Genomic DNA, 18,465 nt, shown 5'->3' with positions numbered 1-18,465 from the left:
CACCCAGGTTGCGTGCTGGCGCGGGCGAACACCCCCGAACTCTGCCCCTAGCAGCCGGGTGACCTCCCCCTTCGCCGCCTCCAGGAGGATCACGGTGAAAGTTCGCACCAGAAGCTCGGCGATCATCGGCGCCCTCTGCCTCGTCGCCTCCCTCGCCTTGGCCGACGCGTCCGCCGACGAGCCCACCCCACCACAGGCCCCGACGGTCGCGCTCAAGAAGGTGACCACGGCCACGAACCCGACCGCGGGCGCCGCCGGACCCGGCGGCACGGTCTGGTTGGCCGAACGCGCGGGCACCGTACGGGTCTTGGACCGCAAGGGGCTGGGGAAACCCGTCCTCGACATATCCAAGGAGACGACCAGTGACGGCGAACGTGGTCTGCTGGGCATCGCGTTCGACAAGAAGTTCGCGCACTTCTACATCTCGTACACGAACCTCGAAGGCACCAGCACGGTGGACGAGTTCGCCGTACGACACGGCAAGATCCGGCCCGACACCCGACGCACCGTCCTCACGCAGACACAGCCCTACCCGAACCACAACGGCGGCGACATCAAGATCGGCCCCGACGGCTACCTCTATGTCGCCTTCGGCGACGGCGGCGCGGGAGGCGACCCGCACGGCAACGGTCAGAACCTCGACACACTGCTCGGCAAGCTGCTGCGCATCGACCCGAGAGGCGGCGAACCGTACGCGATCCCGCGGGACAACCCGTTCGTCGACGACCCGAAGGCGAGGGACGAGATCTGGGCGTACGGGCTGCGCAACCCGTGGCGGTTCTCCTTCGACGCCGGTACGGGCGACCTGCTGATCGGTGACGTCGGCCAGAGCGCGTGGGAGGAGATCGACTGGGCGCCGGCGGACAGCGAGGGCGGCGAGAACTACGGCTGGTCGCAGATGGAGGGCACCCACCCCTTCCGGGGCGGCACGGAGCCGGCCAACCACGTGCCGCCGGTCCACGAGTACGACCGCACCGGCCTCGGCTGCTCGGTCACCGGCGGATACGTCTACCGGGGCAAGGCCATCCCGGAGCTCAAGGGCCAGTACGTGTTCAGCGACTACTGCGACGGCACCATCCGCTCCCTGCGGATGCAGAACGGCAAGGTGACCGGCGTCAGCGACCTCGGAGTCAGCGCCGGGGAGGTCGTCTCGTTCGTACAAGGAGGCAACGGCGAGCTGTACGTGCTCGACATCGGCGGCAGCGTCTACCGCATCGCTCGCGGGTAGGTCCCGCCCCGAAACGCGGCCGAGCCGTCCGGGAGGGTGTGATCACGCCCGCCCGGACGGCGTGGGACGAGCGTGATGCCGTGGTGCCGGATTTCGGTGGCAGAGTGGAAGAGCTTGTTCCGTCGCCGCCCAGGGAAGGTAGTCCCCGCATGCGCCTGCTGCTCATACGCCATGGCCAGACCCCGTCCAACCTCAAGCACCTCCTGGACACCGGGGTCCCGGGCCCGGCGCTGACGCCGCTGGGGCAGGACCAGGCGGCGGCGCTGCCGGAGGCGCTGGCCGACGAGAAGATCGAGGCCCTGTACGTCTCCACGCTGCTGCGGACCCAGGTCACGGCCGCGCCGCTCGCCGCCGCGACGGGTCTCGAGCCGCAGATCAGGGACGGCATCCGGGAGCTGTCCGCCGGGGACCTGGAGATGCGGGGCGACCACGAAGCCGCCACCGTCTACATGTCCACCGCTTTCGCCTGGTCCGGGGGCGACGTGGAGCGCCGGATGCCCGGCGGCGAGAACGGCCGTGAGGCTCTGGGACGCTTCGACGCCGTCGTCGCGGAGGCTGCCGCGACGGGAGCCGAGACGGTGGCGCTGGTCAGCCACGGTGCCGTGATCCGTACGTGGGTGGCGGCCCGGGCGGTCAACGTCGACGTGGAGTACGCGGCGAGTCACCCGCTGGCCAACACGGGCGTGGTGATCCTCGAAGGCTCACCCGACGAGGGCTGGCGGGCCCTGGTGTGGGAGGGACGCCCGCTGGGCCCGGAAGGGGAGTCGCCCGAGGACAGCGGTCCGACGGGAGAGGCGCCCGTGCCGGTGGCCTGAGCCATCGGCGAGCCGCGCACGCGCCGCCCGCCCGCCCGCCCGGCGAAAGTCCTCCCCGGTGGCCTTGCCGACGGGCGCGGGGGCGCGAGTGACCGTACGGTGGCCGGAGGCGTTCCCGAGGACGCTGTGGGTGGGCCCGTTTCCGTTCGCACGTGACGGGCCCACCCCTTTTTGCGTGCGGGTGCCGGCTCGGCGACGCCGACCACGATGGTCGGGAGCTGGTCGCGCTCGTCCGCGGGCTCAGGCGCGGCGTGCGGCCCATACGGTGCGCTCGGTGCGGAGCGCGAGGTCGTCGCGGCGCAACAGACTGAGCGGGCCCTCGGTGTCGAGCAGTTGGTCGAGCGAGGCGAGATCCTCGGCGGTCAGGGCATGGGCGCCGGCCCGCAGGCGCTTCAGGCTGCTCAGCGCGTACCTGGCGACCGCCGGGCTGCGGGAGCCGTCTACGTGCACGCTGATCGTCCGCTCGCCCTCGACGGTGAACCCGGCGGCCGCCAGCTTGGGACCCCAGTCCGCGCCTCGGTGCGGTACATGCTCGGCTTCGTGAGAATCGAGCGCGGTGTGACAGCGTTCTTCGAGGCCGGGCCGGTCCGCCGGAGCGTCGGCGGGCAGGAAGCGGGGGAAGCCGGCCAGCTCGACGACGGCGAACAGCCCGCCGGGCGCGGTCAGGTCGTGCGCCCTGCGCAGGGCGCTGTCGGGGTCGGCCATGTGGTGCATCGACGCCGACGCCCACACCAGCTCGGGCCGGCCGAGGTCGGGCCAGTCAGCGTCGAGATCGGCAGCCACCGTGCGCACCCGGTCGGCCGTCCCCAGCGCCTCCGCCTTCGCTCGCAGGCGGTGCAGATGATCGGCCGACGCGTCGACGGCGGTCACCTCCGCCTCGGGGAAACGGGCCAGCAGCGCGAAGGTGCCCGCCCCGGTCCCGCAGCCCAGGTCCACGATGTGCCGTGGCGCTTTCTCGACGGGCAGCCATGCGGTGATGGACGCGATGTGCTCGGCGAGCACCTCCGCGTCCAGATCGAGGATCTCGGCCTGGCTGTCGGTGTCCGGTGCGTGGTGGGAATGGGGGTCGGTGCCGTGGTGGCCTGCGTGCGAGGAAGCGTGGTTCATGCCGACGACGCTAGGCCGGTCATGCGGTTTCGGCAGCAAGAATCCCCGGGTGCGCAAGAAGATGGCCCGCCGCGCTGCCGTACGCGCAATCGACCGGCTCCCGCGTCTCGGGTTGCGCGTGCTGGAGGCGGGCCGTCGCCCGGAGCGTCACCGGCCGGAGTGGTCGCCGTCTCCCTTGACGGTCTCGTCCGCCTTTTCCGCGCGCTGATGACCACGGCGGGCATCGCGGTCGAAGATGCCCAGGATCTCGCAGGGCCCGCCCTCGGCGCCGATGGCATGCGGCAGCATCGTGGGGAACTCCGCGGCCTGGTTGGTCTCGATGCGCAAGCGCCGGTTGCCCAGGAGGAGGACCGCCGTACCGGACAGCACGACGAGCCATTCGCGGCCGGGATGCGCGCGCATGCGTGAGGGGTTGTCGGGCGGCGGGTTCGTCATCCGCTGGCGTACGACGCTCATGCCGGGTTCTGCCTTGATCGGCCAGCGCATGAGCCCGTGGGCCGCGTCGATGGTCGGGCCGGTGATGACGTCGTCGGTGGCGGTCTCGACGAGTTGGTCCAGGGAGGTGTCCAGGGCACGGGCGAGGGTGACGAGCTGGTCCAGGGCCAGACGGCGCCGGCCGTTCTCGATGCGGCTGAGCGTGGACTGGCTGATCGAGGCGCGGGTGGCCAGTTCCTCCAGGGACCACCCCTGCGCAACGCGCAGGGCACGGATCCGTTTGCGCACCAGGCTGTCCATCTCGCCGTTGTCTTGCGTCATGAGCAACATCATATGCCCTGCCCGCAAGGCTGGCTTGTCGTCGTGACCCCGGCACTCGGGAAGTTGAGCGGGATCGACGGGCATGAGGGGGGTCAACACGGTGCCTCGGCTCCGAACTCGAGGTCGTGGGCGGGGCTCCATCCCGGAAATCCCAACTGAAGGAGTGATCTATCTGCTCGCAGGAGTGACGCTCCTTGCTGGGGCGCCGACAGTGTTGTGACCATCGCCGGATGAACGGACAGAAGCGGAAGGCCGAGTTGGATGGCGTCGCCGAGACGACGCTATGGACGTTGCACCACCGCGCTCTGGCCGCGAAGGACCCTGGCTCGGCACTGCGGGACCCCAAGGCGATCGAGGTGATCGACGCTGTCGACTATCCCTTCGAGGGGCGGTTCGGCACCGGCAACTGGGGCTTCGCACAGGGAATGGCAGTACGGGCACGCTGTTACGACCGCGAGGTGGGACGTTTCCTCAAAGACCACCCGGACGGCACGGTCGTCTCGCTCGGGGAGGGTCTGGAGACGCAGTTCTGGCGGGTGGACAACGGCAGGGTGCGCTGGCTCGGCGTGGACCTGCCCGAGGTCGCGGAGCTGCGCCAACGGCTGCTGCCGGACGCGCCACGCCACCGCACACTGCCCTGTTCGGCCACCGACACCCGGTGGATGGACGAAGTGGACGCCTCACGAGGGGTGTTGATCATCGCCCAGGGGATGCTGATGTACCTCCCGCGGGATGTGGTCCACCGTCTCATCGAAGCCTGCGCCGCCCGATTCCCCGGGGCGGAGCTGGTGTTCGACACCCCGCCCGCCTGGATGGCGGCCCGCACCGAACGCGGCCGCTGGAAGTACCCCGCCGGGTACCGCCCGCCACCCATGCTCTGGGGAATGACACCGACGGAAAAGCGCAAGCTGCGCACGGTCCACCCGAACATCACCGCCGTGCGGGCGGTCCGCGAACCACGGGGCCGGGGCTTCCTCTGCGGATGGCTCCTGCCGCTGGCCAACTTCCTTCCTGCGATCCGTACGCGAAAACCACTCTGGGTCACACGCGTGTCGTTCGGCCCGACGAAACAGCACCAAGGAGTCAACCGATGACCGAACGCCTGGAAGCCGCGCGGGAGCAGGCCCACCTGTGGCCTCCGCGAACCTCGCCCCGGGCGCGGGTCGACGAACGGCCGCCGCCGGTGCCGGAGCAGCGTGCGGTCCTCGTGGAAGGCGGCACGCTGCGCCTGCGGGAATTCCTGCCCAGCGATGTCGAGGGCGTGCTCGGCATCTTCGGCGACCCGCGCACGACTCGGGAGTTCGGTATGCCGCCCTTCCGGCACGCCGACGCCGCGGCGCTGGTGGAACAGGCCAGGGCGGGTGCGCGGCGGACTCCCCGCACGCACTACCGCCTCGGCGTCAGCGAGATCGCCACGGGTGAGCTGATCGGCTCGGCGAAGCTGATCGTCGAGGACCAGTCGGGCGAGGGCGGAATGGTCCGCGTCGGCTACCGCAGCGCGGAGGTGGGCCTGGCCCTGCGTGCCGACCGGGTGAGCGTGGGTCACAGCGTCGAGATCGGCTTCCTGCTGGGAGTCCTGGGCTTCGACCGGCTCGGCCTGCACCGCGTCTGGTCGGGCTTCATGCCGTCGAACGTTGCCGCGCAGCGGGCCATCGAGAAGGCCGGCATGGTCCGTGAGGGGCGACTGCGCCACTACGGCCATGTGGACGGGGTGTGGCACGACATCGTCCAGTACTCGATTCTCGAGGACGACTGGAAGGCTCTGCGCGGCCGCTGAGCGCGCGCTCCGGTTCTGCGTCAGTTCCGCGCTCGGCCGCCCGTCAGCCCGCTCGCTTCGTACGCGGCGACGAATGCGTCCCGCTGACTTGTGCCACCACACGAACGTCACTGAGCGTTCCCCTCGTAGCCTGAGGTGGTGATCAGTGACGTGCCCGCGAACCCTCGCACCAGTCTTGCCCGCGTGCTCGAGGACTTCAGTCCCGCCCTGCTCGATCTCGTGCACGGCAGCCCCGGGCCGACCGACGAGGTCGGCGGGGTCGTCATCCACGACCCGGGGGACGCGATCACGTATCCGCCGCGCGCCATCGTGCTGGGTGTCGGCGTCTACGGGGCGGAGGCGATCGCCCGGCTCATGCGCGAGCTGAGCGAGCACGGTGCGGCCGCCTTGGTGGTACGCGGCCCGGTGGAACAGGACGAGGCGCTGGCCGAGGCCTCGGCGGCTTCGTCGGTGGTCCTGATCAGCCTCACGCAGGGCGCCTCGTGGTCGCAGCTGACGGAACTCCTGCGGACGCTGCTCACCGACGGAGATGTCGGTGACGCGGGGGGCGAGTCGCTCGGGGGAGTGCCCTCCGGTGATCTGTTCGCGGTGGCCAACGCCGTCGCGACCCTGCTGGACGCGCCGATCACGATCGAGGACCGCCGCCAGCGCATCCTGGCCTTCTCGGGCCGTCAGGACGAGGCCGACCAGTCACGCGTCGCCACGATCCTGGCCCGCCAGGTGCCGGACGGATACCTGCGCATCCTGGAGAGCCGGGGCGTCTTCAGCGAGCTGTATCGCAGCGACCGTCCGGTGCACATCGCCCCCGCGACGGTCGAGGAGGGCGAGACCGCCATCCCGCGGGTGGCCGTCGCGGTGCGTGCCGGTGACGAGTTCCTGGGGTCGGTGTGGGCCGCGGTCGAGGAGCCGCTGACCCCCGACCGTGAACAGGCGTTCCAGGACGCGGCGAAGCTCGTCGCCCTGCACCTGCTGCGTCACCGGGCGGGCGCCGACGCGCGGAACCGGCTGCGGGCCGACCTCGTGAGCACGGTGCTCGAAGGCGGCAAGGGTGCGGTGGAGGCCCTGGACCGGCTCGGCCTGGTGAAGGAGCCCACGGTGGTGATGGCCATGGGCGTCGCCGGGGAGAAGGGTGATCACGCTCAGCTCGTGGCGGAACGTCAACGGCTGACCAACGCTCTGGGCATCCACCTCAACGCGGTGCAGCCACGGTCGGCGCTCGCACTCCTCGGTGACGTCGCCTACGCCGTGGTTCCGGTGCCGGCCGACCCGGTGGCGGGCCGGGAGCGTGCGGAGCAGATCGCGGCCAATTTCCTGGAGCGGGCCGGAAAACGGTCGCGGGTGGTGATCGGCATCGGTTCGGTGGCGACCGACCCGTCGGCGCTGGGCCGCTCACGCATCAGGGCCGATCGCGCGCTGCGTGTGCTGACGAGCGACCTGGGCAGCAGGCGGGTGGCCTCGATCGGCGACGTGTACATCGACGCGCTGCTCCTGGAGCTGCGGGATCTGGCCGCGGTGCAGGGGGACGAGCTGCTGAGCCCGGTGGCCCGGCTGGTGGAGTACGACAGGAGACACCGTTCGCACCTGGTCGAGACGCTGCGCGCGTGGCTGGACGCCTTCGGCGACATCATCGCCGGGTCGGCGAGCGTGTTCGTTCACCCCAACACCTTCCGCTACCGCATCCGGCGGGTCGCCGAGGTGGCGGAGGTCGACCTGCAGGATCCCTCGGTGCGTTTCGCCCTCATGCTGCAGCTGCGGTTGATGCACCCCTCGGGCACGGACACGCGGGAGTAGGACCATCGCTCTGGTGCGGCCCAGCAGCGCGGCTCCCGGGGCGGATCCGCGAAGGACCCGCCCCAGGGGCCGTCACCGTGCCTGCCGGCCGATCGCCGCTACAGCTGGATCCACTCCTTGGCCGTGGTCACCCGCTCGAGGATCTCGTCGAGCGGTTCGACGCCGAGCCCGGGTCCGGTGGGGACGTCGAGATGGCCTTCGGCCAGTTCGAAGGGCTCGGTGATGTCCGTGGCGAAGTAGCGGCTGGAGCCGGACGTGTCGCCGGGGAGGGTGAAGCCGGGCAGCGCGGCCAGCGCGACGTTGGCGGCGCGGCCGATCCCGGTCTCCAGCATGCCTCCGCACCACACCGGGACGCCGTGGGCCACGCACAGGTCGTGGATGGCCTTGGCCTCCAGGTAGCCACCGACCCGGCCCGGCTTGACGTTGATGATCGATCCCGCGCCCAGGGTGATGGCGGCGGCGGCGTCCTCGGCGGACTCGATGGACTCGTCCAGGCACACCGGCGTACGCAGCTGCTTGGCGAGCGCGGCGTGCTGGACCAGGTCGTCGTCCGCCAGCGGCTGCTCGATGAGCAGGAGGTCGAAGGCGTCGAGCTTGGCGAGCTGACGTGCGTCGGCCAGGGTGTAGGCGGCGTTGGCGTCCACCTGGAGCAGCAGGTCGTCGCCGAAGCGTTCCCGCACCGCGCGGACCGGCGCCACGTCCCAGCCCGGCTCGATCTTGAGCTTGATGCGTACGTACCCCTCGTCGAGGAAACCGCCGACGGCGTCCAGGAGTTCGGGAATGGAGTCCATGATGCCGACCGAGACACCGCACGGAACGCGCTCGCGCTCGGCTCCGAGAAACGACCCGAAGGACTGCCCCGTGGACCGCAGTTGGGCGTCGAGGACGGCCGTCTCCAGCGCCGCCTTGGCCATCTTGTGGCCCTTGAAGGGCTTCATGGCGCGCTTGACGGCGTGGGCGTCGGCCACGGCGGGGAGCGCCGGGATCAGGAAGCGGCGCAGTACGTCGGCCGCCCCGTCGACGTACTCGGAGCAGTAGCGCGGTTCGGACATGGCGACGCACTCGCCCCAGCCGTCGCCGTCGGGCGTGACCGCGCGGACGAGCAGGACGTCACGTGCGGTCTCGACACCGAACGAGGTCCGGAACGGTGCCCGCAGGGGCATCGCGATCCGGCGCAGTTCAATTCCGTTGATCTTCATGCTGGTTGGCTCCTGGAGGAGTGGTTCGGGCATCACGCGGTGGTGGCGCGCGTGACGACGTAGAAACGGCGGTCGTGGAAGCCGGTCACTCGGGCGCCGTCGGCCAGGAGACCGCCGAGCACGTCGCGCATCGCGAGACGCCACGCCTTGGCCGCGCCGGGATCGTTGCGACGCAGCCCCTCGATGTCCGGCGGCACCTCGACCAGCAGGGTCGCGGTGTCGGCGCGGCCGACGACGGGCAGACCGTCACGCACGGACAGCGCGGTCGCCGCGTCCTCGGGGACCGTCACGGGTACGGGGCGCGACGCTGCGGCGGCGATCACCGCGGCATCGTTCACCTCCCAGGCCACCAGAGCGCGGTCGGTGTCGTCACCGCCGTTGATCACGTCGTCCATCGGCCCGTAGAAGCTCGTGAGGTACTCGACCGGCCGCCCGCCCAGCTTGGTCAGGTTGAAGTGGGCGTTGCGCCGCACCAGCGGGTCATAGGTCCACGTGATCCGTCGCAGCCCGCGGTCCAGGGCCCACTCGCGCTGATGGAGCTTGAGGGCCAGGCCCGCCCGGCGGCCGGGCAGGGCGCCGGTGACGTGCGAGTGCAGGGCCTCTCCGGCCGGGGCGGCGAAGAAGGCGACGGACGCGCCGACCAGCCGGCCGTCGTCGAAGGCTCCGGCGACGTAGTTGCCCGCGTGGGAGAGCGCCCGCATCTGCTCGACGCCCATGGGGGAGGCACCGGGCGAGCTGCCCCAGATCTCCTCGAACAGGGCGTTCGCGCCCTCCAGTTCACGCAGGTCGTGGAGTTCTCGTACGACGAGACCGTGCGCTGGGTGCGGCTCGTTCGTGTCGACGTTGTTCACCGGGCGACCTCCTCGACGAGGGCGGCCAGCAGGCGGGCGCGGGGGACCATCTCGGCGACGATCAGATGCTCGTGATCGGCGTGCGCCCCACCGCCCACCGCGCCCAGGCCGTCGAGGGTGGGGCAGCCGAGCCCGGCGGTGAAGTTCCCGTCGGACGCTCCGCCGACCGCCGCCGACGACAACGGCTCCAGGCCGAGCCGCTCGGCCAGGCGATGGGCCCGCTCGAACAGCTCGGCGGAGGAAGCCGGCTCCAGCGGCGGCCGGTTGGGGCCGCCGAGCACGTCGAGGCGTGCGCCGGACACGGTGGGCTTCAGGGCACGCATCGCCGCGTCCACCCGTTCCTGCGCCCCGAGCGTCGGGACACGGACGTCCACCGAGACGCGTGCCTCCGCGGGCACCGTGTTGGTCGTCGTGCCGGCACCGACCACCGTGGGGACCACAGTGGTGCGCCAGTCCTGCGTGGCGCCGACGTTGATCTCCTCGGCCAGCCCCTCAAGGGCGAGGATCAGATGCGCCGCCTCCACCGCCGCGTTGATGCCCCTCTCCGGCTCGAGGCCGGAGTGGGCCGCCTTGCCGTGCGCCACCAACTCGTAGGCGGAGGTGCCCTTGCGGGCCGTCTTCAGCGCGCCGCCATCGGCCGAGGCCTCAAGGACGAAGGTCGCCGCGCACTGCCGCGCCACCTCCTCGATCAGCGGCCTCGACGCGTCCGAACCGACCTCCTCGTCGCCGGTCACCAGAACACAGACCCCCTCCAGGGAGGGCAGCGAGGCCAGCGCGTGGAACATCTGCACGAGCCCGGCCTTCATGTCGAAGATGCCCGGACCGCGTGCGATGCCGTCGGTCACCGACCACGGGTGAGTGGCCAGCGATCCCATCGGCCACACCGTGTCGTGATGACCGAGCAGCAGCACCCGGGGTGTGCCGAACATCCACCGCAGGTGCGTGACGCCGTCCACGACGATGCGTTCGGGCGGAACACCCAGGTGACGGGTCCCCTGTCCGGCCACGACGTCCGCGCTGCGTGCCACCGCGTCCAGGTCGGAGGAGAAGGACTCGCACACCACCAGTTCCTCCAGGTCAGCGAGCATCGCCGGCAGGTGGGGCGCCGGCCCGCCCGGCGTCGCGCCGCTCATCGGGCCCACCCCGGCTGCTCGCCCGTGCAGATCTTCGGTCACCTTCGACTCCTCCTCGGATGCATGCCTGCGACGCTATGCGACTCGGGAGGATCACAGTTCGTAGGAGAGACCCAACATCAACACTGTTCTCCGTACCTCCGGACAACCGACCCGGCGCCAAGCGATACGTGCCCGGAGTCCGGGGAGCTGAACGCCGTGCCGGACGGGGATCGCGCCGCACGCCGGCCGACCGCCACGGCCCACTCACTCATGCCCGAGCGCCTTGGCGTTGCGCCGGAAGTCCGACCAGACCGGCGAGGAGCAGGCGCCGCAGTCGGGGCCGAAGAACTCGGCGCGCGCCTCTTGGTCGCCCATCAGGAAGAAGCGGAACCAAGCGGTGATCGGGCCGCGGAAGCCGTCGCCGTCCCCCGCGGGGGTCACATGCGAGGCGCCCGCCAACTCGCCGTAGACGGCCGGGACGTGATCGGCGGCGTTGTACCGGGGAATCACCAGGAGCTCGGGGATCACCACCGGATCGCGCTCGCCGCCCAGGATGAACAGGGGGCCCTTGAGGTCACCGATCCTGCCCTGGGGGCCAGGCTCGACGGGGACGGTCACGTCGACGCGCGGGTCCGCGCCGGCGTTGATCGCCCCGCCGCCGCCCTGCGAGTGCCCCGACGCTCCGACCTTGTCCAGGTCGACCTTGCCGCGGTACGGGCTTCGCGGGTCCGCGTCGGCCTTTTTCAATACGTCGAGCCCGTCGAGCATGGCGGTGCCCGACCCCGACTGTGTGGTGTTCGCGGCGACCACGATGAACCCATGTGACGCGAAGTGCTTCAGGAGTCCGTCGTAGATGACCGGTGTCACGAACGAGCCGTTGCCCCAGATGATCACCGGGTGCCTTGCGCAGCCCTGACTGCCGAGCTCGGTGGGGCGCAGGATGGTGTGACTCAACCCGGCGCGCTCCTTGGTCACGGCAAAAGGGCCGTCGTCGGCCCAGTGGCCGCCGACCGACGGACAGCTGCCGGCCGCGCGGGTGGCCGTCGCGGGACCGGTGCCCTCCGACCGCGCCTGACCTTGGCCGGTGAGCGCGACGGACAGCACGAGCGACGCGGCCAGCACCGTGGCATACCGCCGCACTCCGGACGAGGCCGATACGGCGGCGGACCGCCGCGTCCGGTGGTTCGTCGGCGTGGGGTTCTCCCGCCCCGGGACTCCGGCCGTCACGGGCGTGCCGCCGCCTTCGCGATGGCTTCCCCGAAGGCGGCCATGCCGCGGGCGTTGGGGTGCAGCGGTGCCGCGACGCTGGTGGGGACCAGGCCCTCGATGTAGCGCTCGGACGGCGCGGCACAGGTGTCGTGACCGGCGCTGACGGCAGCGGTGTCGACGTACGTGGCGCCGTGGGCCTTGCTCTGCTCGGAGAGTACGCCGTTGAGCTGGTTCACGCGTGCCTGGAGGTAGTTGCCGTCCTTGTCCCAGATGGGCTGGGTCGGCCAGCAGCCGTCCTTGCGGATGTAGGTGGCATACCCCGCGACGACGACCCGGGCGTTCGGGGCGCGCCGGTGGACCTCGTCGAGTGCCTGACCGAAGGAGGCGCGCCAGGCCTCGATGGCCTTCGCGGTGGGGTCGCCCTTGGCCGCGGCGGTGTCGGCGCAGGAGATGCCGGTGGGCTTCGGCAGGAGGTTGACGCAGCCGAGCGCGGTGGCGACGAGACTGACGTCGTTGCCGCCGATCGTCAGGGTCACCAGGTCGGTGCTCGGCTTGAGGGCGTTGTACTGGGGCGGCAGCAGGCCGAACTGACGCCCGGAGAAGTCGCCGACCTTCGCGCCCGAGCAGCTGACGTCGGTGAGCCGCGCGCCCAGCGCCTCGGCGACGACGGCCGGGTAGTTCCGTGCGGAGCGCAGGCAGGACCACTGGCTCTGGTCGGGGATGAGGGGTCCCGCCGCGAAGGAATCGCCGATGGCGACGTACTCCAAGGGCTCCTCGGCCCGCGAAGACGTCGCGCCGGCCGGCGACACACCGAGGGCGCAGGCGGACAGGGCGGCGGCCATGACCGCGGTGGTGCGGGCGCGTGTGGGGCGCACGGGCTCTCCTGAGTGGGGTGTACCGGGGGTAACGGACGCCCTTATGATCCGGGCCATCGACGCCTTGGTGTTCTAGGCGCGCAACCAGACTTTCCGAGGGGTCAGTTGTGACCGGTGACAAAAGCGTGGGCCGCTTCCTGATCGCCGACGTACCGGGGCTGGCCGCGACGGTCACCCGGCGCCTCGCGGACGACCTGCCGGTCTACGGGCGGTTGCCAGCCGAGGAACTGCACGGGGACGTCCGCGCCATCGTCGACATGACGATCCGGGTCTTCGCCGATGTGCTGCGCACCGAGCGCATGCCACCCCCGGAGTTTCTCGGGACGGTGCGCCGCTCGGCGGCCAGGCGTGCGGAGGAACGCATCCCCGTGGAGGCGGTCGTCAGCGCCTACTACTACGGGGCCCGCATCTGCGTGGAGGAGGTGACGGCGCGGGCCGAACCGCAGGACCTGATCGAGGCCCACCGGCTGCTGCTCGACTGCCTGCGCGAGATCACGGCCGCCGTCACGTCGGGATACGTGGAGGAGAGCCAGTCGCTGATCGGGGAGCGCGACGCGGCCCGGCACACCGTCCTGTCCGCCCTGCTCGACGGGAGAGGCCCGCAACTCGACTCCGCCCAGCTGGGGATACGCCTCCCGCCGTGCTATCTGGTGCTCGCCTTCACCATCGGCCGTCACCCCGATGAGGACCGCGCGGACGTGGACGCCACCGTGGCCTCCCGGCGCAAGATCAGGCGCCTGCGCACGGAACTCGACCGCGCCCTCGGCCACCCCGTTCTCTCCCGCCTGTCCGCCGACGAGGGCCTCGCGCTCATCCCGTCCGACACCGCACCGGACCGCGCGGCGGACACCGACCGGGCCCGCCTGGAGAAGTTGACGGCATCCCTCATCACCGCCGGCGGCGCGCCCCTGGTCGCCGGTGTCGCCGCGAGCACCCCGGCCGAAGTCCCGCACGCCGTCCGCCTGGCCACCGAGCTGCGCGACACGGCGACGGGCACAGGGCGGCCACCGGGCGTCTATCCCCTGACCGCGCTGCTCCTCGACTACCAGCTCACCCGCGCGAGCCCCGCCCGCGCCCACCTGGCCGCCCTGCTGGCCCCCTTGGCGGACGGCCCGGATCTGACCATGACGCTGCGGACGTACTTCGCGTCGAACCTGGACCGCCGCGATACGGCGACCCGTCTGCACGTGCACCCGAACACCGTCGACTACCGCCTGCGCCGCATCGCCGCCCTGACGGGACTCGACCTCGCCGCCCACACCGACCTGCTGACACTGCGGGCCGCGCTGAGCGCGCATGACGCGGGAGTGCGGGAAGGGCACAATCCTTGCCTGTGACGATCACCGCGCGGGAACTGAACCGGGCCACCCTCAGCCGCCAACTGCTGCTGGAGCGTGAGGCATTGACCGTCCAGGAGGGCATGCGGCGTGTGGTCGCGCTCCAGGCGCAGCAGCCTGCCTCTCCTTACGTCGCCCTGTGGAACCGGCTCACCGGATTCACCGCGGCGGACCTCGACGCGGCGTTCACCGAGCGTTCGCTGGTCAAGGCGACCCTGATGCGGATCACGCTGCACGCCGTGCACGCCGAGGACTACCCCGCCTTCCGCGCGGCGTTGCAGCCCACGCTGTACGCCTCCCGGCTCGGCTTCCGCTTCGCCGCCTCGGGGCTGAGCCCGCAGGACGCCGACGCGCTGGTGCCGGAGCTCCTCGACTTCGCCGAACGGCCGCGGACCTCGGCACAAATGCAGGCGTGGGTCGAGGAACGCCTCGGCGCGGACAAGAAGGAGGGGGCGTGGTGGGGCCTCAAGGCGTACGCGCCGTTGCACCACGCCCCGACGGCACATCCGTGGTCCTTCGGTCACCGGCCGTCCTTCGTCGCGGCCCGCGACGGATTCGTGCCTACGGGCCGGGCGGCGGACCCGCAGGCGCTGCGGACCTTGATCCTGCGCTATCTGTCAGGGTTCGGGCCCGCGTCGGTCGCGGACGTGGCGCAGTTCGCGATGGTGCAGAGAGCACCCGTCCGCGCGGCGCTCCTCGCGCTGGGCGACGCCGTCGAGCAGCTCGGGGGACCGGACGGGGACGTACTCTTCGACCTGCCGGGCGCTTCCCGGCCATCCGCCGAAACCCCCGCCCCTCCCCGGCTCATGGCCATGTGGGACAGCGTTCTGCTGGCGTACTCCGACCGCGCCCGGGTGATACCCCCGGCCTACCGGCCGTGGGTCATCCGGCGCAACGGCGACGTACTGCCCACCTTGCTGGTCGACGGTCATGTCGCCGGCGTGTGGCGTCCGCTGGACGACGGCATCGAGGCCACGGCCTTCCATCCGCTGCCACCGGAGACGTGGGACCAACTCGCCGCGGAGGCACAGTCCTTGACGGCCCTCCTCGGCGAGCGCGAGGTGACGGCCTACAGCAGATACCACCACTGGTGGGCGAAGCTTCCCGAGACCGCGGGCGAGGCGCGGATGCTGTAGTCGGCGACCCCGCGCGGGCCCGTGCCGCTCACCGGGTCCTGCGGCTGTTCCACAGCGGCAGTTGCTCGAAGAGGGCGACGGCCTCGCCGTTCCAGTGCCGGTGCCAGGAGGCGGCTTCGGCTGCCGCGGCGTGGGCGTGCCGGTCGATGGCCGCCTGGAGGCGGGTGTGGACGCCGTGGCGGTGGGCGATGTCCCGGATGCGGTCGATGGTCTCCGGGGTGCAGTCGGGGTCCGCGAGAGCGGCTCTGACCGTGTCGTGATCGCCGCTGTCGGTGGCGGCGAGGAGTTCACGGGTCAAGTAGGTGTGCCGGCCTGCCCGTAGGTCGGCGCCGCTGGGCTTGCCGGTGAGGCCGGGGTCGCCGAAGAGGTCGAGGTAATCGTCGCGCATCTGGCCACTGAGGCCGGCCAGCCGGGCATAGCGGTGCAGACTCTCCTGGTGTTCCGCCAGGTCCTGGCCCGCGGCGAGCAGGCCCAGGCGCATGGGGCCAAGGATGGTGTAGCGAGAGGTCTTGTACTCGCACACTGTCTCCAGCAGCCCCGCCTCACCCGCCGCCTCACCCTGGCCGTCCTCATTGCCTGCGCCTTCGCCTGCTGAGGGGTTCACGTCGCGCTCGAGGTCGAGGACCTGGCCGATGACGGTGTCGGTCGTCACCCCGAGCTGGACATCGAGCATGGCCTGCTTGCGGTCGGCGGGCAGGTCGGCGTCGAACAGGACGCGCAGGGCCAGGAAACCGGCGAGATCCCCCACCATCATGGCGAGGCCGAGCGCGGCCTGCGGGTGATCGGGGAGGTCTTCGCGGCACGCGTAGTAGGTCGAGGGGCCACCGCGTCGCATCGGCGAGTCGTCCATGATGTCGTCGAGGATGAGCGCGTGGCTGTGGAGCAGCTCGAGACTCACGGCGGCTTCCGTGAGCCCCGGTATCTCGTCCCGGGTGACGAGGGCGGCGGCCTCGTAAAGCAGGGTGGTCCGGACCCGCTTCCCGCCGCGCAGTGACAACTGCGCCAAAAGTTCCAGGCAGCGAGGCGGGAAGCGGCCGAGATGCGCGCCGTTGAGATTCCCCGCGAGCTCGGCGAAGTACTTCTCGAAGGACGCGTCGAACCGCTGCCGGTGGCCTGCGGCACGCTCGAAGGCGCTGACAGTAGTGCTGTTCATAAGTGTTCGGGCCGACCTTCCTGTACGGGTGCGGTGCCCAGCCTGCCATTCGGCGCGAAAGGGTCCTTCGTCGACCGCACCGCCGGGATGAACGGCTTGCAGTCACCTATTTCGCCGACAAACCCAACTCCCCTTACATCGGCTCGCTCTGCGTCGTCGTGCCCCGAAGCAGTCCGGCGCGAGGCCGCGGTCACGTAGGACCCCGCCCCCCTTCGGGATGGACGATTTCTCCATCGGCACTCCGCGAGGCCGGAGAACTTCTCCCTGTGCCTGCCACGACCGGCTGCCTACGGTGAGCGGGCTCACCTGGCGAGACGGTCGTACCCCCGGCACAGGGACATGAGGAGTCGTCGATGACGGAAGCCGAGACGCTGCGCCGCAGCGCACTGCGCAAGATCGCCCGGAGGCTCATCCCGTTCCTGGGCCTCGTGTACTTCGTCAACTACCTGGACCGCACGAACATCGGCTTCGCCAAGCTGACGATGAGCGAGGACCTCGGGCTCACGGAGACCATGTTCGGGCTCGCGTCGGGTCTCTTCTTCATCGGCTACCTGCTGTTCGAGGTGCCGAGCAACCTCGCCCTGCACCGCTTCGGGGCGCGGCGCTGGATCGCCCGGATCATGGTGACCTGGGGCCTGTGCGCGATGCTCCTCGCCTTCGTGCAGTCGTCAGGACAGCTGTACGCGGTGCGCGTGCTGCTCGGCGTCGCGGAGGCCGGCTTCTTCCCCGGGATCATGCTGTACCTGACGTGGTGGCTGCCGCGGGCCGAACGGGTACGGCTGATCGGCACGTTCCTGGTCGCCATCCCCCTGTCCAGTGCCCTGGGAGCACCGCTGTCCACGGCGATCATCACGTACTTCGACGGGTTCCTCGGACTTGAGGGCTGGCGCGTGATGTTCCTGCTGGAAGGCGTGCCCGCCGTGGTGCTCGGTGTGGTCTGCTGGTTCTACCTCACCGACCGGCCCGAGTCCGCCGCCTGGCTCACACCTGGTGAACGCCGAGCACTCACCGACGCCCTGGACGCCGAGCGGGCCGAGGTCGCGCCCGGCGCGGAGGGCTCCGCCTGGCGGGCCCTGCTCAGCGGCAAGGTGCTCGCCCTTGGCGGCATCTACTTCGGGATCGTGTACGGCCTGTACGCCCTGTCGTTCTTCGGGCCGACGCTGGTGGCGGGCTTCTCCGAGCGGTTCGACACCGAGTTCAGCCTGGTGCAGACCGGAGCCGTCGTGGCCGTGCCGTTCGTGGCCGGAGCGATCGCGATGGTCCTGTGGAGCCGCCACTCCGACCGCACAGGGGAACGGCGCTGGCACCTGGCCGGACCCGCCGTCGTCGGCGGCCTGACGATCCCGGTCGCCCTCTACCTCGACTCCCCGTACGCGGTCATGCTCATGGTCACCGTCACGGCGATGGGCATCTTCTGCGCGCTGCCCGTCTTCTGGCATTTCCCGCCCACCGTCCTGACGAGCGCCGGAGCGGCAGCGGGCATCGCGCTGATCAACACCCTCGGCAACGCATCGGGTTTCCTCGCGCCGTACGTGACGGGGTGGGCCCGCGACGCGACCGGGGACATCGACACCGGGCTGTGGATCGTCGGCATCGTGATGGTCGCCGCCGGGGTGGGGGCGGCCGTGCTGCGGGAAGGGCCACGGGCCAAGGGCGGCGAGTCGGCAGTCCTCGCGGGTTCGGCCACCGAAGGGGGCAGGGGAGGGGCGTCCGTCAGGTAGGCGGCCGGTTGCTGCCGCTGGGCGCACGGCTCAGGTCGACCACGCAGAAGAGGTTGCCGTCGGGGTCGGCGAGAACGACGAAGTCGGGGTCGGGCGGATACAGATCCCACTCGACGGCTCGCGCACCCAGGGAGATCAGCCGCCGGACCTCTGTCCGTTGTTCCTCGGTGGTTTCGGCGAACAGATCCAGGTGCAGACGCGGCCGGGGCTCCGCCGGTGACGCACTGTGCAGCAGGGCGAGGGCGCGGCCGGTTCCATCGGCGTGGTCGAGCGTCCGCCAGGTCTCGCTGTTCCACTCCTCGGTGGCGACCAGGTCCAGCGCCTGCGTCCAGAAGGCGACAGCGCGAGCGATGTCGGTGACCCCGACGACGGGAATTCCGAGCTTCAGCATGGAC

At 71.0% G+C, this 18,465-nt stretch carries 17 protein-coding genes; 8 read left to right on the top strand and 9 right to left on the bottom strand.

Annotation, left to right across the window (positions count from 1 at the left end):
* Nucleotides 1-94: 94 nt before the first annotated feature.
* Nucleotides 95-1,228 (top strand): PQQ-dependent sugar dehydrogenase, encoded by a 1,134-nt coding sequence (locus ACWGIH_RS20155; RefSeq protein WP_453445579.1) that lies wholly within the window; start codon nucleotides 95-97, stop codon nucleotides 1,226-1,228.
* A gap of 149 nt (nucleotides 1,229-1,377) precedes the next feature.
* Complete coding sequence (locus ACWGIH_RS20150; protein ID WP_453445577.1) at nucleotides 1,378-2,043, top strand: histidine phosphatase family protein; 666 nt, start codon at nucleotides 1,378-1,380, stop codon at nucleotides 2,041-2,043.
* Between the two features lie 240 nt (nucleotides 2,044-2,283).
* Here ACWGIH_RS20150 and ACWGIH_RS20145 read toward each other — a convergent pair whose 3' ends face one another.
* Both ACWGIH_RS20145 and ACWGIH_RS20140 read right to left on the bottom strand, forming a co-directional pair.
* Complete coding sequence (locus ACWGIH_RS20145; RefSeq protein WP_453445575.1) at nucleotides 2,284-3,150, bottom strand: methyltransferase; 867 nt, start codon at nucleotides 3,148-3,150, stop codon at nucleotides 2,284-2,286.
* 147 nt (nucleotides 3,151-3,297) lie between these two features.
* Entirely contained in the window at nucleotides 3,298-3,906 is a 609-nt protein-coding gene (locus ACWGIH_RS20140; RefSeq protein WP_453445573.1) for a helix-turn-helix domain-containing protein, read from the bottom strand.
* A 230-nt stretch (nucleotides 3,907-4,136) separates the two neighbouring features.
* Between ACWGIH_RS20140 and ACWGIH_RS20135 the strand changes: the two genes are divergently transcribed.
* The 3 genes from ACWGIH_RS20135 to ACWGIH_RS20125 all read left to right on the top strand — a co-directional run bounded on the left by ACWGIH_RS20135 (nucleotide 4,137) and on the right by ACWGIH_RS20125 (nucleotide 7,474).
* Nucleotides 4,137-5,000: a class I SAM-dependent methyltransferase gene (locus ACWGIH_RS20135; RefSeq protein ID WP_453445571.1), complete on the top strand. Its 864-nt coding sequence runs from the start codon at nucleotides 4,137-4,139 to the stop codon at nucleotides 4,998-5,000.
* Entirely contained in the window at nucleotides 4,997-5,683 is a 687-nt protein-coding gene (locus ACWGIH_RS20130; protein ID WP_453445569.1) for a GNAT family N-acetyltransferase, read from the top strand. The genes ACWGIH_RS20135 and ACWGIH_RS20130 overlap by 4 nt, the downstream gene beginning before the upstream one ends.
* 138 nt (nucleotides 5,684-5,821) lie before the next feature.
* A complete protein-coding gene (locus ACWGIH_RS20125) occupies nucleotides 5,822-7,474 on the top strand; it encodes a PucR family transcriptional regulator (protein ID WP_453445568.1) in 1,653 nt (550 codons plus the stop codon).
* A 98-nt stretch (nucleotides 7,475-7,572) separates the two neighbouring features.
* Here ACWGIH_RS20125 and menC read toward each other — a convergent pair whose 3' ends face one another.
* The 5 genes from menC to ACWGIH_RS20100 form a co-directional block, all read right to left on the bottom strand.
* Nucleotides 7,573-8,673 (bottom strand): o-succinylbenzoate synthase, encoded by a 1,101-nt coding sequence (gene menC / locus ACWGIH_RS20120; protein ID WP_453445566.1) that lies wholly within the window; start codon nucleotides 8,671-8,673, stop codon nucleotides 7,573-7,575.
* A 32-nt stretch (nucleotides 8,674-8,705) separates the two neighbouring features.
* Nucleotides 8,706-9,524, bottom strand: coding sequence for a GNAT family N-acetyltransferase (locus tag ACWGIH_RS20115; protein ID WP_453445564.1), 819 nt, complete (start codon nucleotides 9,522-9,524; stop codon nucleotides 8,706-8,708).
* Nucleotides 9,521-10,612 carry a M20 family metallopeptidase gene (locus ACWGIH_RS20110; protein ID WP_453445714.1) on the bottom strand — a complete coding sequence of 364 codons (1,092 nt, stop codon included), beginning with the start codon at nucleotides 10,610-10,612 and terminating at the stop codon, nucleotides 9,521-9,523. Before ACWGIH_RS20110 ends, ACWGIH_RS20115 begins: the two co-directional genes overlap by 4 nt.
* 291 nt (nucleotides 10,613-10,903) lie before the next feature.
* Nucleotides 10,904-11,866: a poly(ethylene terephthalate) hydrolase family protein gene (locus ACWGIH_RS20105; protein WP_453445562.1), complete on the bottom strand. Its 963-nt coding sequence runs from the start codon at nucleotides 11,864-11,866 to the stop codon at nucleotides 10,904-10,906.
* Nucleotides 11,863-12,723, bottom strand: coding sequence for an SGNH/GDSL hydrolase family protein (locus ACWGIH_RS20100; RefSeq protein WP_453445560.1), 861 nt, complete (start codon nucleotides 12,721-12,723; stop codon nucleotides 11,863-11,865). The genes ACWGIH_RS20105 and ACWGIH_RS20100 overlap by 4 nt, the downstream gene beginning before the upstream one ends.
* A 107-nt stretch (nucleotides 12,724-12,830) precedes the next feature.
* On the opposite strand from ACWGIH_RS20100, the gene ACWGIH_RS20095 reads away from it, so the two are divergent.
* Together ACWGIH_RS20095 and ACWGIH_RS20090 are read left to right on the top strand one after the other, a co-directional pair.
* Nucleotides 12,831-14,060: a PucR family transcriptional regulator gene (locus tag ACWGIH_RS20095; RefSeq protein ID WP_453445558.1), complete on the top strand. Its 1,230-nt coding sequence runs from the start codon at nucleotides 12,831-12,833 to the stop codon at nucleotides 14,058-14,060.
* Nucleotides 14,057-15,196 (top strand): winged helix DNA-binding domain-containing protein, encoded by a 1,140-nt coding sequence (locus ACWGIH_RS20090; RefSeq protein WP_453445556.1) that lies wholly within the window; start codon nucleotides 14,057-14,059, stop codon nucleotides 15,194-15,196. The genes ACWGIH_RS20095 and ACWGIH_RS20090 overlap by 4 nt, the downstream gene beginning before the upstream one ends.
* Before the next feature lie 28 nt (nucleotides 15,197-15,224).
* On the opposite strand, the gene ACWGIH_RS20085 is transcribed toward ACWGIH_RS20090, so the two are convergent.
* Nucleotides 15,225-16,349 carry a polyprenyl synthetase family protein gene (locus ACWGIH_RS20085; RefSeq protein ID WP_453445554.1) on the bottom strand — a complete coding sequence of 375 codons (1,125 nt, stop codon included), beginning with the start codon at nucleotides 16,347-16,349 and terminating at the stop codon, nucleotides 15,225-15,227.
* 353 nt (nucleotides 16,350-16,702) lie between these two features.
* On the opposite strand from ACWGIH_RS20085, the gene ACWGIH_RS20080 reads away from it, so the two are divergent.
* Nucleotides 16,703-18,070 (top strand): MFS transporter, encoded by a 1,368-nt coding sequence (locus tag ACWGIH_RS20080; protein WP_453445552.1) that lies wholly within the window; start codon nucleotides 16,703-16,705, stop codon nucleotides 18,068-18,070.
* Here the strand turns inward: ACWGIH_RS20080 and ACWGIH_RS20075 are convergent.
* The gene (locus ACWGIH_RS20075; protein WP_453445551.1) at nucleotides 18,063-18,461 is read right to left on the bottom strand and encodes a VOC family protein; all 399 of its coding nucleotides are present in this window, start codon (nucleotides 18,459-18,461) and stop codon (nucleotides 18,063-18,065) included. The genes ACWGIH_RS20080 and ACWGIH_RS20075 overlap by 8 nt on opposite strands.
* Nucleotides 18,462-18,465: the final 4 nt, after the last annotated feature.

The organism is Streptomyces sp. NPDC054872 (assembly GCF_053610705.1).
The sequence above is the reverse complement of the archived record's forward strand: the minus strand, read 5'-3'. Positions and strand labels throughout refer to the sequence as shown.

Coding starts and splice junctions, on each gene's coding strand:
- ACWGIH_RS20150 (WP_453445577.1), top strand. CDS start 1,378: ATGCGCCTGCTGCTCATACGCCATGGCCAGACCCCGTCCAACCTCAAG.
- ACWGIH_RS20145 (WP_453445575.1), bottom strand. CDS start 3,150: ATGAACCACGCTTCCTCGCACGCAGGCCACCACGGCACCGACCCCCAT.
- ACWGIH_RS20140 (WP_453445573.1), bottom strand. CDS start 3,906: ATGACGCAAGACAACGGCGAGATGGACAGCCTGGTGCGCAAACGGATC.
- ACWGIH_RS20135 (WP_453445571.1), top strand. CDS start 4,137: ATGAACGGACAGAAGCGGAAGGCCGAGTTGGATGGCGTCGCCGAGACG.
- ACWGIH_RS20130 (WP_453445569.1), top strand. CDS start 4,997: ATGACCGAACGCCTGGAAGCCGCGCGGGAGCAGGCCCACCTGTGGCCT.
- menC (WP_453445566.1), bottom strand. CDS start 8,673: ATGAAGATCAACGGAATTGAACTGCGCCGGATCGCGATGCCCCTGCGG.
- ACWGIH_RS20110 (WP_453445714.1), bottom strand. CDS start 10,612: ATGCTCGCTGACCTGGAGGAACTGGTGGTGTGCGAGTCCTTCTCCTCC.
- ACWGIH_RS20085 (WP_453445554.1), bottom strand. CDS start 16,349: ATGAACAGCACTACTGTCAGCGCCTTCGAGCGTGCCGCAGGCCACCGG.
- ACWGIH_RS20080 (WP_453445552.1), top strand. CDS start 16,703: ATGACGGAAGCCGAGACGCTGCGCCGCAGCGCACTGCGCAAGATCGCC.
- ACWGIH_RS20075 (WP_453445551.1), bottom strand. CDS start 18,461: ATGCTGAAGCTCGGAATTCCCGTCGTCGGGGTCACCGACATCGCTCGC.